Source organism: Neorhizobium sp. T25_13 (genome assembly GCF_002968675.1).
Classification (GTDB): Bacteria; Pseudomonadota; Alphaproteobacteria; order Rhizobiales; family Rhizobiaceae; genus Neorhizobium; species Neorhizobium tomejilense.
The window spans coordinates 75,235-88,954 of record NZ_PVBI01000011.1; the positions used below are offsets into that span (position 1 = coordinate 75,235).

The 13,720-nt window shown below is 62.7% G+C and carries 12 protein-coding genes; 1 reads left to right on the forward strand and 11 read right to left on the reverse strand.

The features are described 5' to 3' along the window. Positions 1-2 precede the first annotated feature (2 nt). From C5J22_RS23265 to C5J22_RS23310, 10 genes are all read right to left on the reverse strand, one after another. The gene (locus tag C5J22_RS23265) at positions 3-842 is read right to left on the reverse strand and encodes an ABC transporter permease (protein WP_105440186.1); all 840 of its coding nucleotides are present in this window, start codon (positions 840-842) and stop codon (positions 3-5) included. Further along, the gene (locus C5J22_RS23270) at positions 839-1,660 is read right to left on the reverse strand and encodes an ABC transporter permease (RefSeq protein ID WP_105440187.1); all 822 of its coding nucleotides are present in this window, start codon (positions 1,658-1,660) and stop codon (positions 839-841) included. The genes C5J22_RS23265 and C5J22_RS23270 overlap by 4 nt, the downstream gene beginning before the upstream one ends. Before the next feature lie 177 nt (positions 1,661-1,837). Then, positions 1,838-2,971 carry an extracellular solute-binding protein gene (locus C5J22_RS23275; RefSeq protein WP_105402215.1) on the reverse strand — a complete coding sequence of 378 codons (1,134 nt, stop codon included), beginning with the start codon at positions 2,969-2,971 and terminating at the stop codon, positions 1,838-1,840. 42 nt (positions 2,972-3,013) lie between these two features. Beyond that, positions 3,014-4,147 (reverse strand): ABC transporter ATP-binding protein, encoded by a 1,134-nt coding sequence (locus C5J22_RS23280; protein ID WP_105440188.1) that lies wholly within the window; start codon positions 4,145-4,147, stop codon positions 3,014-3,016. A 113-nt stretch (positions 4,148-4,260) separates the two neighbouring features. Next, positions 4,261-4,944, reverse strand: coding sequence for an HAD family phosphatase (locus C5J22_RS23285; protein WP_105440189.1), 684 nt, complete (start codon positions 4,942-4,944; stop codon positions 4,261-4,263). Positions 4,945-4,967: 23 nt separating this feature from the next. Then, the gene (locus C5J22_RS23290; protein ID WP_105440190.1) at positions 4,968-6,494 is read right to left on the reverse strand and encodes an alkaline phosphatase; all 1,527 of its coding nucleotides are present in this window, start codon (positions 6,492-6,494) and stop codon (positions 4,968-4,970) included. Continuing rightward, entirely contained in the window at positions 6,481-7,233 is a 753-nt protein-coding gene (locus C5J22_RS23295; protein ID WP_105440191.1) for a glycerophosphodiester phosphodiesterase family protein, read from the reverse strand. The genes C5J22_RS23290 and C5J22_RS23295 overlap by 14 nt, the downstream gene beginning before the upstream one ends. Positions 7,234-7,249: 16 nt before the next feature. Next, positions 7,250-8,170, reverse strand: coding sequence for an ABC transporter permease subunit (locus C5J22_RS23300; protein WP_105440192.1), 921 nt, complete (start codon positions 8,168-8,170; stop codon positions 7,250-7,252). A 2-nt stretch (positions 8,171-8,172) separates the two neighbouring features. Continuing rightward, on the reverse strand, positions 8,173-9,165 hold the full coding sequence (locus C5J22_RS23305; protein WP_105440193.1) for an ABC transporter permease subunit: 993 nt from the start codon (positions 9,163-9,165) through the stop codon (positions 8,173-8,175). After that, complete coding sequence (locus C5J22_RS23310; protein WP_105440194.1) at positions 9,152-10,477, reverse strand: extracellular solute-binding protein; 1,326 nt, start codon at positions 10,475-10,477, stop codon at positions 9,152-9,154. The genes C5J22_RS23305 and C5J22_RS23310 overlap by 14 nt, the downstream gene beginning before the upstream one ends. Positions 10,478-10,625: 148 nt before the next feature. Here C5J22_RS23310 and C5J22_RS23315 point away from each other — a divergent pair, with 148 nt between their 5' ends. After that, complete coding sequence (locus tag C5J22_RS23315) at positions 10,626-11,564, forward strand: sugar-binding transcriptional regulator (RefSeq protein WP_105440195.1); 939 nt, start codon at positions 10,626-10,628, stop codon at positions 11,562-11,564. A gap of 3 nt (positions 11,565-11,567) precedes the next feature. Here C5J22_RS23315 and scpA read toward each other — a convergent pair whose 3' ends face one another. Then, on the reverse strand, positions 11,568-13,709 hold the full coding sequence (gene scpA, locus C5J22_RS23320) for a methylmalonyl-CoA mutase (RefSeq protein ID WP_105440244.1): 2,142 nt from the start codon (positions 13,707-13,709) through the stop codon (positions 11,568-11,570). Positions 13,710-13,720: the final 11 nt, after the last annotated feature.

Below are 13,720 nucleotides of genomic sequence, written 5' to 3' on the forward strand. Positions count from 1 at the left end.
CCTCAATGCCCCACCCGCGAAAGGACGTCCGCCTTCAGGAATCGCTCCACGATCAACATGAACACCAGAGAGGGAACGAGCAGCAAGAGGGCGGTGATCGACGCTATCTGATAATTGCCGCCGGCAGCGGTCGTATAGAGCAATAACGGCAGCATGTTCACATCGGGCGCGCCGACGAAATAGCTGCCGGTGAATTCATCGAGCGATTCCAGGAAAACGAAGATGGCGCTTGCCATCAGGCCTGGTGCCGCCAACGGCAACGTTACGTCGAGGAAGGCCCGGAAGGCGCTGGCGCCGATGTTGCGCGCTGCCTGCTCGAGTTCCGCGTCGATCGCAGAAAAGGCGGCCGTCGCGATCCACACCGCATAAACGAGGCCATGCGAGACATGCACCAGCACGACGCCGGGAATCGTGCCGTTGAGCCTGATCTCGTAGAATATCCGGGCCACGTTGACGTAGACCGTCAGGTTCGGAAAGGCCTGCGGAATGAGGAAGGCGAGCAGGATGAGGCCGCGGAATGGCAGTTTCAGCCGCGCCAGCGCGTAGCCGGCAGGGATCGCCAACAACAGCGAGACGACAACGGTCAGCAGGGCAACGACCAGCGAATTGGTCAGCGATTCCATCGCCCCGCCGCGCGGTGCAAACACCCGCGCCCAGGAACTGAAGCCGTATTCGAGCGGCAGGCTGTGGGGGAAATACCACTTCTCAGCCACCGTCCAGATCAGCAGGTTGAAGAGCGGCCCGAAGATGAAGAAGGCCATCAGCCCGAAGATGATGCCGCGCGGCACCCACCAGAGGGCCGTGAGAGGATTGCGGGCGGCGGGATTATGGGCGGCTGTCATGCGCGCTCCTTGAGGCTGGCGCGCAGGTAGATCCATGCGACGGAGGCGGCGAGCACGAGCGAGATCAGGCCAAGCGCATTGGCGACACCGTAGTCCCCGTAGGAATTGACCCGGAAGGCGATGTCGGCGGTCAGCATGGTCGGCGACTGGGCGTTGATCATCAGCGGCACGGACAGAACCGACATCATGGTGACGAAGGAGAGGATGAGGCCGACCGTCAGCGTCATCGCCACCTGCGGCACGACGATTTCCAGCAGCAGGCGCAGCCGCGAGGCACCGAGATTGCGGGCCGCCTCGATCGTATCGCGGTTGATGGAGGCCATGGCGCCGGCGACGAGCAGCGCCACGAATGGCGTCTGCTTCCAGACGAAGGCGATGACGATGCCGCGCCAGTCGAGGAAGCTCACCGCATCGAGCGGCGTCAGCAGGCCGAGATTGATGAAAGTGTTGTTCATCATGCCGTTCTTGGAGAGGAACGTGCGGAGAATCTGGCCGACGACGATGAAGGGAATGAACATCGGCCAACGATAGAGCCAGCGCAGGATCGCGACGGCGACCGGATGTTCGCCGAGCGTCAGATAACCGCCGATCGCGATCGAGGCGATGCCGATCAGCACCGTCGACAGGCTGACGATCACGACGGTGAAGATGATGTCCTTGGTGTAGAGGTCGAAAGTCTTGGTGAAATTGCCCCAGCCGAAAACCCCCTCCACCTGGAAGGCACCGACCGCCGACATGATCAGCGGCAGGATGAAAAGGAAGGCGATCACCGCGAGTGCCGGCAGCACGAGAAGGAGACCGAGGAGGCGTTTTGGCATGGTTCGACCGTTCGGAGGGATGATGGGCACTATCTTCTCCCCTCGGGGAGAAGATGTCCGAAGGACAGATGAGGGGGTGAGCTGCAGACGCGACCCTGAGGCCTCGTATGCCGTGCCACAGCCCCCTCATCCGGCCCGTTGGGCCACCTTCTCCCCAAGGGGAGAAGGGATCTCGGATTACTTCACGGACTTCTCATAGGCTTCGAGGATCGCTGTGTTGTAGGGCGCGATCGGGAAGGGCTTGCCCTTGGCGGCAAGGTCGGCCGGCGAGATGTCGACGAACAGCTTGTTCCACGTTGCGTCGTCCAGTTCCCGCTTGACGTTGTCGGCGTCGATGCCCGGATACCAGTTGAAGCGCTTGACGATGCCTTCGGCCTGGACCTTGGGGCTGGTGGCGAGAGCGATGAACTTCTCGGCCAGCGCCTTGTGGGCAGCCTTTTCCGGCATCACGTAGTGCATCGGCTGGCCCGGCATGCCCGGAGCCGGCAGGACGAGTTTCATGGTCGGCGGCAGCTGGCCGTTGGCCTGCCAGGAATAGAACATGTCGACCCAGACCGGGCCCATGGCGATTTCGCCGCGCGACAGGAGGTCAAGCGTGCCGGCATTGCCGGGCGTCAGCGTGGCGTTGGTGGTGAAGTCGGCGAGGCTTTTGAAGGCCGTATCCCACTTCTTGGTTTCGTCTTCCTTGAACGGACCGTTCATCAGGGTGTTGGCATCACCACCGCCGAAGGCATAGATCCAGCCCATGACGAACGAAACGCCGGAAGCGCCGCCCTTGATGCCGTTATAACCGAACTGCTTCGGATGGACTTTGGCCCAGTCTGCAAGCTCCGCATAGGATTTCGGCGGGTTCGGAACGAGCGCAGGGTTGTAGGCGATCGCGGTCTGGCTGTTGAACATCGGCATGACGTAACCGTCGACATTGGTGCCGAGCGCCATCTTGGCGTTGGCACGGGTGACGAGCTTGCCGGTTTCGATGTCGCTGCGGTACTTGTCGAGATAGTTCTTGGTCACCATCGGGCCGACGAATTTTTCGTGGACGACAGCGACGTCGACGTCCCACTTGTCGGACTTCGCCGCAGCCTGGGCGTCGAAGCGCTCGAGAATCTTCTGCGAGCCCGCATCGCCGGGGCCAGTGCCGACGGCGCGAACCGTATTGCCGGGATAGGTCTTTTCGAACAGCGGTCCGAGATACTGGTTGATGTAGTCGACCATGTTCTGGTCTCCGGCGGTCGCAACCGTCAGCTCTTCGGCATGAACCGGAAGGGCTGCGAAAACGACGGCGAAGGCTGCGTAGGACATCTTCTTCATGAGTGCTTCTCCGTGAGTTGAAAAGGCAGAGGTATCGAAAGATCAGGCGTGGACTTTCCCGGATGGCGCCCGGGAAATGGGGGAGGCCGAAGCAGCCTCCGGTGAATTGAACAGGAACAGCGCCTCGGCCGGCACGAACACGGCAACGCGGGCGCCCGGCTCGAAGGCGCGGTCGGCATCGGCCATGATCTCGTGGTCGCCGAGCTTGACGACGTGGCGCCAATGGCCACCGGGATAACTGACGGCGGCAACCTCGCCCCGGAAAGTGATGCCGGGGCCGATCTCGGCGATATCATCGGCCGGGAACAGACGGGCGGCCTCCGGGCGGAAGCGGGCCTCGACCGGACCGGCGGCCAGCGGACGGCCGAGGAGCGGTAGGGAACAGGCCGCATTGGCCGGGCCCGCAGCGATCGCAAACTGGTTGTCCTGCGGCTCACCGTTCAGGAAAAGCACATTTTCCGCGCCCATGAAGGCGGCGACGAAGGCCGAGGCGGGACGGTTATAAACATCTTCCGGCGTGCCCTGTTGGGCGATCCTGCCGGTATTGAGGATGACGATCCGGTCGGCCATCACCATGGCCTCCTCGCGGTCGTGGGTGACGTGGATGGCGGTGATGCCGAGCCGCTTCTGCAGCGCCCGCAACTCGTGGCGCACCGTCAGGCGGATGCGGGCGTCGAGGTTCGACAACGGTTCGTCGAGCAGCAGGATTTCCGGATCGATGGCGAGCGCCCGGCCGAGCGCGACACGCTGGCGCTGGCCGCCCGACAACGCCTGCGGCTTGCGCGCTTCCAGCCCGTCGAGGCCGAGCAGCGACTGCATGGCGGTGACGCGGGCCGCGATCTCGGTTCGAGAAATACCCTTCAGCTTCAGGCCGTAGCCGATGTTCTGCGCCACCGTCATATGCGGCCACAGCGCGTAGGACTGGAAAACCAGCGCCATGCCGCGCTTGTCGGGCGGCAGGTAAGTCACATCGCGATGGCGCACCTTCACTTCACCGGCCGACGGGCTGATGAAACCGGCGAGCAGACGCAGAAGCGTGGTCTTGCCGCAGCCGGACGAACCGAGCAGCGCCACGAATTCGCCCTTGGCGATCGACAGATCGATATCGGCCAGAACTTGCGTGGCGCCATAACGGCTGGCGACACCGCGCAATTCCAGAAAACCGTCCCGTTCCATCGAACCCCCTTTTGCACAGCCGTGCAATCTTGCTGGGCGTTTCTTAGGGCCGGAGTTTTACAGGCGGATGACACCTCAAATTTTTTATTGCCGGATGCTCGTGAGGTGGCCGCTCAGGCGTCCACGGAGAACGGGGCTTCGAGCCGGGCGAGCGCTTCTGCAAGCTCCTCGGCTCCGGTCGCCACGAAAACGGCTCCGGCCTCCGCCAGGATTTTCGCGCGGCCAGGTCGCGGATCGGCGGGATCGACAAAGCCGATCGCCGTCATGCCCGCCGCAATCGCCCCGGTGATCCCGTGGGCGCTGTCGTCGATCACCACGCAACGGGCCGGATCGGCGGCGAGCGTTTCGGCGCAGAGATGAAACAGATCCGGCGCCGGTTTCGGCCGCGCCACCATGTCGGCGCTGAAGATCGACGGCGCGAAAGCGTGCCAGAGGGGCAGAAGGCCGAGGCTTTTCGACAGCCGGTCCGTCGAGCTGTTGGAGGCGACGCATTTGCGGTGCGGCAGTGCGCGGACGAGGCTTTCGATGCCGGGCATGAGCTCCAGCGAGCGGGCGAATTCCGGATAGATATCGAGATGCCAGGCCTCGAAGACCGCATCCATATCGGTTATTCCGAACTCTTCGGTGCAGATGCGGCGGATGGCGCTGGCGGAATTGCCGGTAAAGCGGACCAGAACCTCCTCGGCGGTGATGGCGGCACCAGCATCCTGCAGGGCTTTGGCCAGCGTGCGGCTGGCGATCGGCTCGCTGTTGATCAGGACGCCATCACAATCGAAAATCAGGAGATCTATCTGCATGAAAGTCCAATTTGAATGAGGCGTCAAAGCCGATTGACGCCGGCTAAACCGTCGGCGACGGCAAAGCTCTGGAAAACAGCAGCAGGGGAATTCTGCTGCTTGCGGTCGGTGATCCCGATGAAATCGACCTCGGTCGATCGATCGCTCAAGCGCATGATCGCATAACCATGCTTGTCCGAGGCAAACTTGAGGTGCGGATTTTCGGCAAGCGCCGTTGCCAGGCTCGCTGAGGAAGGCGCATCTGAGGTGATCGAGCCGCAGACGAATTCGCTGGCGATTGCCCGAGCCTTCTCATCCGCGAAATCGCGCTTCACATCCGCCGCGTAGAAGGCATGCAGGTCGCCGCCGATGATCAGCGGATTTTGGACCGCCGAGGTCTGCACCGCCTCCAGCAGACGGCCGCGAGCCGCCCGATAGCCGTCCCAGCCGTCGAGATTATACGCGGTGGCCGCCCCGGATTTGGTGTCGCGCTCGGCAAGCAGTGTCTGCTGGGCGATGAGGTTCCACTTCGCCCGGCTGGTACCGAGCGTATTGCCGAGCCACTCTTCCTGCGCCGGGCCGAGCATGGTCCGCTCCGGCCGGTCGTCGCCTGCCGACCCTTGGAGTTCCGGCGAACGATATTGCCGGGTGTCGAGCAGCGTCACGCCAGCCAGATTGCCGAACTGATAGTGGTCGTAGATACGCAGCGCATCGAAGCCGGCGGCGAGGCTTGGATGCACCGGCATGTGCTCGAACCAGGCTTGGTAGGCGGCACGACGGCGGGCGAGGAATTCGTCACGGTTCGGTGCGTCGGGAGCACGGTCATTGGCGTAGTTGTTGGTGACTTCATGGTCGTCCCAGACGGCGAGCCAGGGAAAGGCTGCATGGGCGGCCTGCAGTTGCGGGTCGGATTTGTAGAGCGCGTAACGATCCCTGAATTCGTAGAGCATCGACGGCACGCCGGTCTCATGCTTGCGCACCAGCTGCGCGCCGTAACTGCGCTCGTAGATATAGTCGCCGAGATGGATGACGAGGTCGAGGTCACGGCCTGCCATGTCGGCATAGGTGCTGTAGAAACCCTGTTCGTATTGCTGGCAGGAGGCGAAGGCGAGGCGAAGCGTATCGGCATTGCCCGTTGGCGCGGTGCGGGTGCGACCGACCGGGCTTTCCGCATTGCCGGACCGGAAGCGGTAGAAATACCAGCGGCCGGGTTGAAGGCCCGTGACCTCCACATGCACCGAATGGGCAAATTCGGGGACGGCGCGGAAGAGGCCCGACTGGACCGGCTTTGAAAAGGCCTCGTCCTCGGCGATCAACCATTCCACGTCGATCGGATCGAGGTTCGGCTTCGGCGCCGGGGCGAAAGGATCGGCGGAGGTGGCGGCCGATGTGTCTTCCAGGATAAGACGGGTCCAGAGGACGACGCTGTCGGCCCTCGGCGCGCCGGACGCGACACCGAGAGCGAAGGGATCGGTCTTGAAGCTCGCCGCACGCGCGGAGCCGAGCGTCCGCCAGATGGCCGCCGCCGCCAGTCCGCCCACCAGCAGGCTTCGGCGATCAATGAGCGGCATCAAACAGCCCTTCTCGTGCCTTGACGGCGAGATCCGGGCGGTCGGTGGTGATCTGGCGCAGCGGACGCTTCAGCCAGAAGGACAGGTCTTCCAACTCGTTCGGAACCCAGACGCCGAGCTTTTCAGCCGGGACCAGCGCGGAGAGCAGTTCCCATTCTTCCAGCAGCAGCGCCTTTTCGATCGCCAGCACGTTGGAAACCCGCAGCATGGCTTCGACGGACTGGCGCAGACCGAGAGCCTGGACGGACTTGTGATTGAGCGAGGAGAGCCGGCGGATATGCGGCGCGACTTCGCCGATCGTCTTCAGGACTTCGCCGCTGAAGCTGGTCAGGAAGGAATTGTCAGCCACGCCGAAACGATCGATCATGGCCGCAGCCTTGGCTTCGAGGCCTTCATAAGGCTTGCCGTCGGCATCGGCCTTCAGTTCCACATGCAGTTCGAGGCCGGTCGGCGCGTAGATTTCGAGCACGTCCTCGAGCGTCGGGATGTGCTCATCGGTGCCCTTGAGGATCACCGAACGGTATTCGCCGGCGGCAAGATCAGTCACCCGGCCAGAACGCTCGGTGGTGCGGTCGAGCGTCGCGTCATGGATCACAAGGAGCTCGCCGGTGGCGCTCAGATGCACGTCGAATTCGACCGATTCGACGGAGAGGTCGAGAAGATTGCGGAACCCTGTCAGGCTGTTCTCGGCCCAGAGATTGCGGGCGCCGCGATGGCCGACGATGATGGGATTGGTCATTGGAAATACCTCATTTCTATTTGCTCGAATCCACCAGGCCCTTGGTGAACCAGCGTTGCATCAGAAGGATGACGAGAGCCGGCGGCGCCATCACAAAAAAGGAGGCGGCCATGGCGATATTCCAGGCCGGCTGGGCGTCGGCGACCGGGATCAGGTCCTTCAACCCGATCATCGCCGTCGCCATCGCCTTTTCGGTGGTGAAGAGGAGCGGCCAGAGATACTGGTTCCAGCCGTAGAGGAAGAGAATGATCGACAGCGCCGCGATATTGGCGCGCGACAGCGGCAGCAGCACGTCCCAGAAGAATTTCAACGGCCCGGCGCCGTCGAGCTTGGCCGCCTCGCAGAGTTCGTCCGGTACGGTCAGGAAAAACTGCCGGAACAGGAAGGTCGCCGACGCCGAGGCGATCAGCGGCAGGATCAGCCCGCCATAGCTGTTGATCATGTTCCATTGCAGCGCCGCGTCGAGCTGGTAGCCGGTCTTGTCGGCAACAAAGCCCGTCAGGCCGATCGCGTCGAACAGCGCGCGCAGCGGGCCGGCGGCATCGGCCACCGCCTCGTAGGTCGGGATGATGCGCACCTCGACCGGCAGCATCAGCGAGATGAAGATCAGCCAGAAAGCGGTCATGCGGAAGGGAAACCGGAAATAGGTGACCGCGAAGCCGGCTATCAGCGAGACCGTCAGCTTGCCGACGACGATGCCGATGGTGACGATGAGGGAGTTGATGTAGAGACGGCTGAACTGGCCTTCGTTCCAGGCAAGGACGGTGTTCTCGACGAAATGGCCGCCCGGGACCAGCGGAAACGGCACCTGCTGCACCTCGCCGACCGTCAGCGAACCGGCGACGAAAGCGAAATAGAGCGGCATGCAGACGACTGCGGCACCGATCAGCAGAATGACGTGGCAGAAGATCGAGAGGCCCGTGTGATGTTCGACCATGGTCACACCTGATAATTGACTTTGCGCTCGACGGCGCGGAACTGCAGGAAGGTGAAGAGCACGGCGATCGCCATCAGGATCACCGACTGAGCGGCCGACGATCCGAGGTCGAGCTGGCGAAAGCCATCCTGGTAGACCTTGTAGACCAGCGTGTTGGTGCTGCCGGCGGGTCCGCCGTGGGTCACGGTGTCGATGATGCCGAAGGTCTCGAACAGGCCGTAGACGAAGTTCATGACGATAAGGAAGAAAATCGTCGGCGCCGCCATGGGCAGCGTCACCGTGAAGAAGCGGCGGACCGGACGGGCGCCGTCGATCGCGGCCGCCTCCATCACCGAGGCCGGCACAGCCAGGAAGGCCGCAACGAGGAAGATGTAGTCGTAACAGACGTGTTTCCAGACCGCCGCGACCGAGACAAGCAGCAGCGCATCGAACGGCCGGCGGTTCGGATCCCAGGCGAAACCGATCTCATGCAGCATCTGGGCGAGCGGGCCGACGGTCGGGTTGAACAGGAAGGCCCAGAGCACGCCCGATATCGCCGGGGCGATGGCGTAGGGCAGAAGGATGACGCCCTTGTAGATCGCCCTGCCGCGCATGACGTTGTCGGTGGCGAAAGCCAACAGCCCAGCGATGACGAGCGTGGCGACGCATTGCACCACCGTGAACCACAGCGTCAGGATGGCGCTGTCGCGGTATTCCGGGCTTGAAAACAGGGTGGTGAAATTTTCCAGCCCGACGAAGATCATCCTGCCGCCGAACGGATCCACCTGCACGAAGGCGAGCGACAGCGCTTTCCAGGTGGGGATGAAAAAGAAGAAGAGCAGGATCAGCAGCTGCGGCGCGAGCAGGCCCGCGGCCAGCCAGGGCCGCCGGAAATGCGAGGCCTTGAGCCCCGCTTCCGACGTCCCCACCAGGGAGCTCAGGCTCCGCCGCAAGGGTAACCGAGGGCGTGTCGCCGCGCCCTCGTTCCTGATCATGATGGCATCACTTGCCGGCATGGAGCTTCTCGTACTGGCGCAGGATCTCGTTGCCACGCTTGACCGATGAGTCCAGCGCTTCCTGCGGGGTCTTCTTGCCGGTCCAGACGGCCTGGATTTCCTCGATCAGGATAGAAGTCGACTGGTTGTGGTTGCCGAAGCGGAAGCCGCGGGAATTGTCCGTCGGCTCGCCACGCGACAGCTGTTCGATGGCGATTTCGCGGGTCGGATGATCCTTGAAATAACCATCGGTCTTCATCTTCTGGTAGGCGGCATTGGTGACCGGAACGTAACCGGTCGCCTTGCTCCACCATTCCTGGGTATCCGGCTGGGCGACGAAGTTGAAGAAGGCGGCGACGCCGGCCTGAACCTCTTCCGACTTGCCCTTGACCGCCCAGAGCGACGCGCCGCCGATCGTGCCGTTCTTGACGTCGGCGCCCTCTTCATGCGGCATGACCGCGGCGCTCCACTTGAACTTGGCGTCCGCTTCGACGCCGGAATGGCTGGCGGTGGAGTTGATGATCGTGGCGCAGGTGCCTGACGTGAAGAGGCTGATCGGGGCGACGCCCTGGCCGGCGATCTTCAGCACGCCGTCATCCACCCACTTCTTGAGACGGGCGACCTGGCCGACCACGCCGGTCTTGTTGTAGGTGAACTCGGTGTCGAGGCCGGCATAACCGTTGGCCTTGGTGGCGAAGGGATAGTTGTTGATCGCCGAATAGTTCTCGATCAGGCTCCACTGGAAATCGCCCGGCAGCGCCATAGAGCAATCGGTGACCTTTTTTTCCTCCAGCGCATAGAGCTGCTTTTCGAGACCCTGCCAGGTATCCGATGGCGCATCGAAGCCGGCGGCCTTGAAGGCATCGGCATTGTACCAGAGGATCGGCGTCGACGAGTTGAAGGGCAATGCGGCCGGCTTACCGTTGACGATGTAGAAGCCGGCAACCGGCTTGACGAAGTCGTTCCAGTCGATCTTGTAGCCTTGCTTGGCCATCAGCTGGTCGACAGGGATGACCGCACCGGAGTTCAGCATGGTCATGAAGCCGCGCTCGGCAGACTGAAGGATAGCCGGCTGCTGATTGACGCGGTATGCGGCGACCATGGCCGCCATGGTCTCTTCGTAATTGCCCTTGAACGTGCCGACGACCTCGTACTTGTCCTGCGACTTGTTGAAGTCGGAGATCAGTTGCTGGACGGTATCGCCGAGCTTGCCGGAGATCGCATACCACCACTCGATCTTGACGCGGTCGGCAGCAATTGCTCCCGTCGCGCCCATCAAAAGTGCGCTTGCGGCAAGAAGGCCGGTGATCGATTTCACATATGTCGAAGCCATGTTTCGGTCCCTGATAATCGGGTCTTTCGCACGACCCGCCCTGTTTCGGTTCTGGCCATCTCCATCAGTCTGGGTTAGCCATGACATGGATGGGTAAGTTACATGTGTTACGTGCGTGTGACATATGATACTTCGAAGGGCAGGGACAATGGAATATCGTGAGCTGATGGTGCGGGCCGCGTGGCTCTATCATGTGGAAAGCCTTACCCAGCAGCAGATCGCCGAACGGATGAATATCACCCGCCGGCGGGTCAACGAGATCCTCTCGGAGGCGCTGGAAGCAGGCGTCGTCAGGATCAGCTTCGATTCCGTGCTGGCGGAAAGCGTCGAGCTCGAAGCGAAGCTACGCAAGCGGTTCGGCCTGCAGGATGCGGTCGTGGTGCCGACGCCGGCGGACCCTGCGCTTCTGCATTCGGTGCTCGGACGTGGGGCAGCCGGCTTTCTCGGCCGGTTGATCCAGACGCAGAAACCCGCATCGATCGGCGTCGGCTGGGGCTCGACGCTGCGCGAGACGATCCAGCACATCCCGTCGCTGAACGAGCCGCAGATCAAAGTGCGCTCGATGATGGGCGGGCTGACGCAGGGCTCGGAAATCAACACGTTCGAGATCGTGCGCGGCTTTGCGCAGGTGCTGAACGCTCAGTGCCGTTATTTCGTGGCGCCGATCTATGCCGAGAGCCCGGAATCGCGTGATGCGATCATTTCGCAGGCGGTGTTCCAACGAACATTCAAGCAGATCTGCGAGGTGGATGTCGCTTACTTGAGCGTCGGCGACGTATCGCAGCAGTCGCTGCAGGTGCGTTATGGCCTGCCCGAAGGCATGAACGAGCAGATCCTCAGGAAAGCCGGCGCGGTCGGCGACCTGATGGGCCGTTATCTCGACGCCTCGGGCAAGGAAATCGACCATCCACTGAACCGCCAGGTTCTCGCCCCGGAGATGGAGGATTTCCGGAAAATCGGCTGCCGCATCGTCGCCTCGGGCGGGCCGCACAAGCACAAGATCCTGCAGGCGGTGGCGCAAAACGGGCTCGCCAACGTGATGATCACCGATGCCGACAGCGCCAAGGCGATGCTGGCGGCGAAGTAGCCGTCAGATATTGCGGCGCTTGCCCTCCAAGAGGTCGATAATGGAGTTGGCGGCATCCAGCACATTGGTGCCCGGGCCGAAGACGGCGGCAACGCCGTGGTCCATCAGGTAGTCGTAATCCTGCCGAGGCACGACGCCGCCGACCACGACGATGGTGTTTTCGGCACCTTTCGCCTTCAACGCTTCGACGAGCTGGGGCGCAAGCGTCCGGTGACCGGCGGCGAGCGACGACATGCCGACCACCTGGACGTTTTGCCTGACCGCGAGGTCGGCCGCCTCCTCGGGCGTCTGAAATAGCGGACCGGCGAGAACCTCGAAACCGATATCGCCAAAGGCCGATGCGATCACCTTGGCACCGCGGTCATGGCCGTCCTGGCCGAGCTTGGCGACCATGATCTTCGGCTTAGCGCCAAGCGTTTGAGCATAGCTGCCAAGCCGCGAGACGATCGTCTTGTATTCCGGATCGTCCTCATAAGCGGGTCCATAGATATCGCTGACCACTTCCGGCACGGCGGAATGATCGCCGAAGGCTTGCCGCATCGCGTCGGAGATTTCGCCGACGGTGGCGCGGGCGCGGGCCGCTTCGATCGCCACCTCCAACAGGTTTCCCTCGCCGCTTTCGGCGGCCTCCTCCAGGACGGCCAGCGCCGCCGCCACCCGCTTCGGATCCCGCTGCCGACGCACTTCCTCCAGGCGTTTGATCTGGCCTTTGCGGACCGCGGTATTGTCGATCGCCAGGATGTCGATCTCGTCCTCGTTCTCCAGCCGGTATTTATTGACGCCGACGATGATTTCCTCGCCGCGGTCGACGGCTGCCTGGCGGCGGGTGGCGGCTTCCTCGATCAATCGTTTCGGCAGGCCGTCGGCGACAGCCTTGGTCATGCCGCCCATCGCCTCGACCTCCTCGATCAACGCCCAGGCCTTTTCGGCAAGCTCATTGGTGAGGCTCTCGACGTAATAGGAACCGGCCAGCGGATCGACGACCTTGGTGATGCCGGTCTCGTGATTGAGGATCAGCTGGGTGTTGCGGGCGATGCGGGCGGAAAAATCGGTCGGCAAAGCCATCGCCTCGTCGAGCGCGTTGGTGTGCAGCGATTGGGTGCCGCCGAGCACCGCCGACAGGGCCTCATAGGCCGTGCGGATGACGTTGTTGTAGGGGTCCTGTTCCTGCAGCGAGACGCCCGACGTCTGGCAATGGGTGCGCAGCATCAGCGAGGACGCCTTCTGCGGCTTGAACTCCTCCATGATCCGCGACCACAGAAGCCGGGCGGCGCGCAACTTGGCGGCCTCCATGAAGAAGTTCATGCCGATCGCGAAGAAGAAGGACAGCCGGCCGGCGAACTCGTCGACGCTGAGGCCCTTGGCAAGGGCGGCCCGGACATATTCGCGCCCGTCGGCCAGCGTGAAGGCGAGCTCCTGGACGAGCGTCGCGCCCGCTTCCTGCATATGGTAGCCGGATATCGAAATCGAATTGAACTTCGGCATTTCCTTTGCCGTATATTCGATGATGTCGGCGACGATCCGCATCGAAGGCTCGGGCGGATAGATATAGGTGTTGCGGACCATGAACTCCTTGAGGATGTCGTTCTGGATGGTGCCGGAGAGCTCGGCCCGCGAACAGCCCTGCTCCTCGCCGGCGACGATGAAGGAGGCGAGGATCGGGATGACCGCGCCGTTCATGGTCATAGAGACGGACATCTCCTTCAAAGGGATGCCGTCGAACAGGATCTTCATGTCCTCGACGCTGTCGATCGCGACGCCCGCCTTGCCGACATCGCCCTCGACCCGCGGATGGTCGCTGTCGTAACCGCGGTGGGTGGCGAGGTCGAAGGCGACGGACAAGCCTTTCTGCCCGCCGGCGAGATTGCGGCGGTAGAAGGCGTTCGATGCTTCGGCTGTCGAGAAGCCGGCATATTGGCGGATCGTCCAGGGGCGGCCGACATACATGGTGGCGCGCGGGCCGCGCACGAAGGGCGCAAAGCCCGGCAGCGAATCGAGATGCTCGATGCCATCGAGATCTTCGGCCGTATAAAGCGGCTTGATGTCGATTCCTTCGGGCGTATGCCAGACAAGGGTTTCCGGCGAAGCCTTCAGCTCCTTTTCGGCCAGAGATTCCCAATCCTTGACGGTCTTTGCGGCTTTCACGGTCTTCTCGG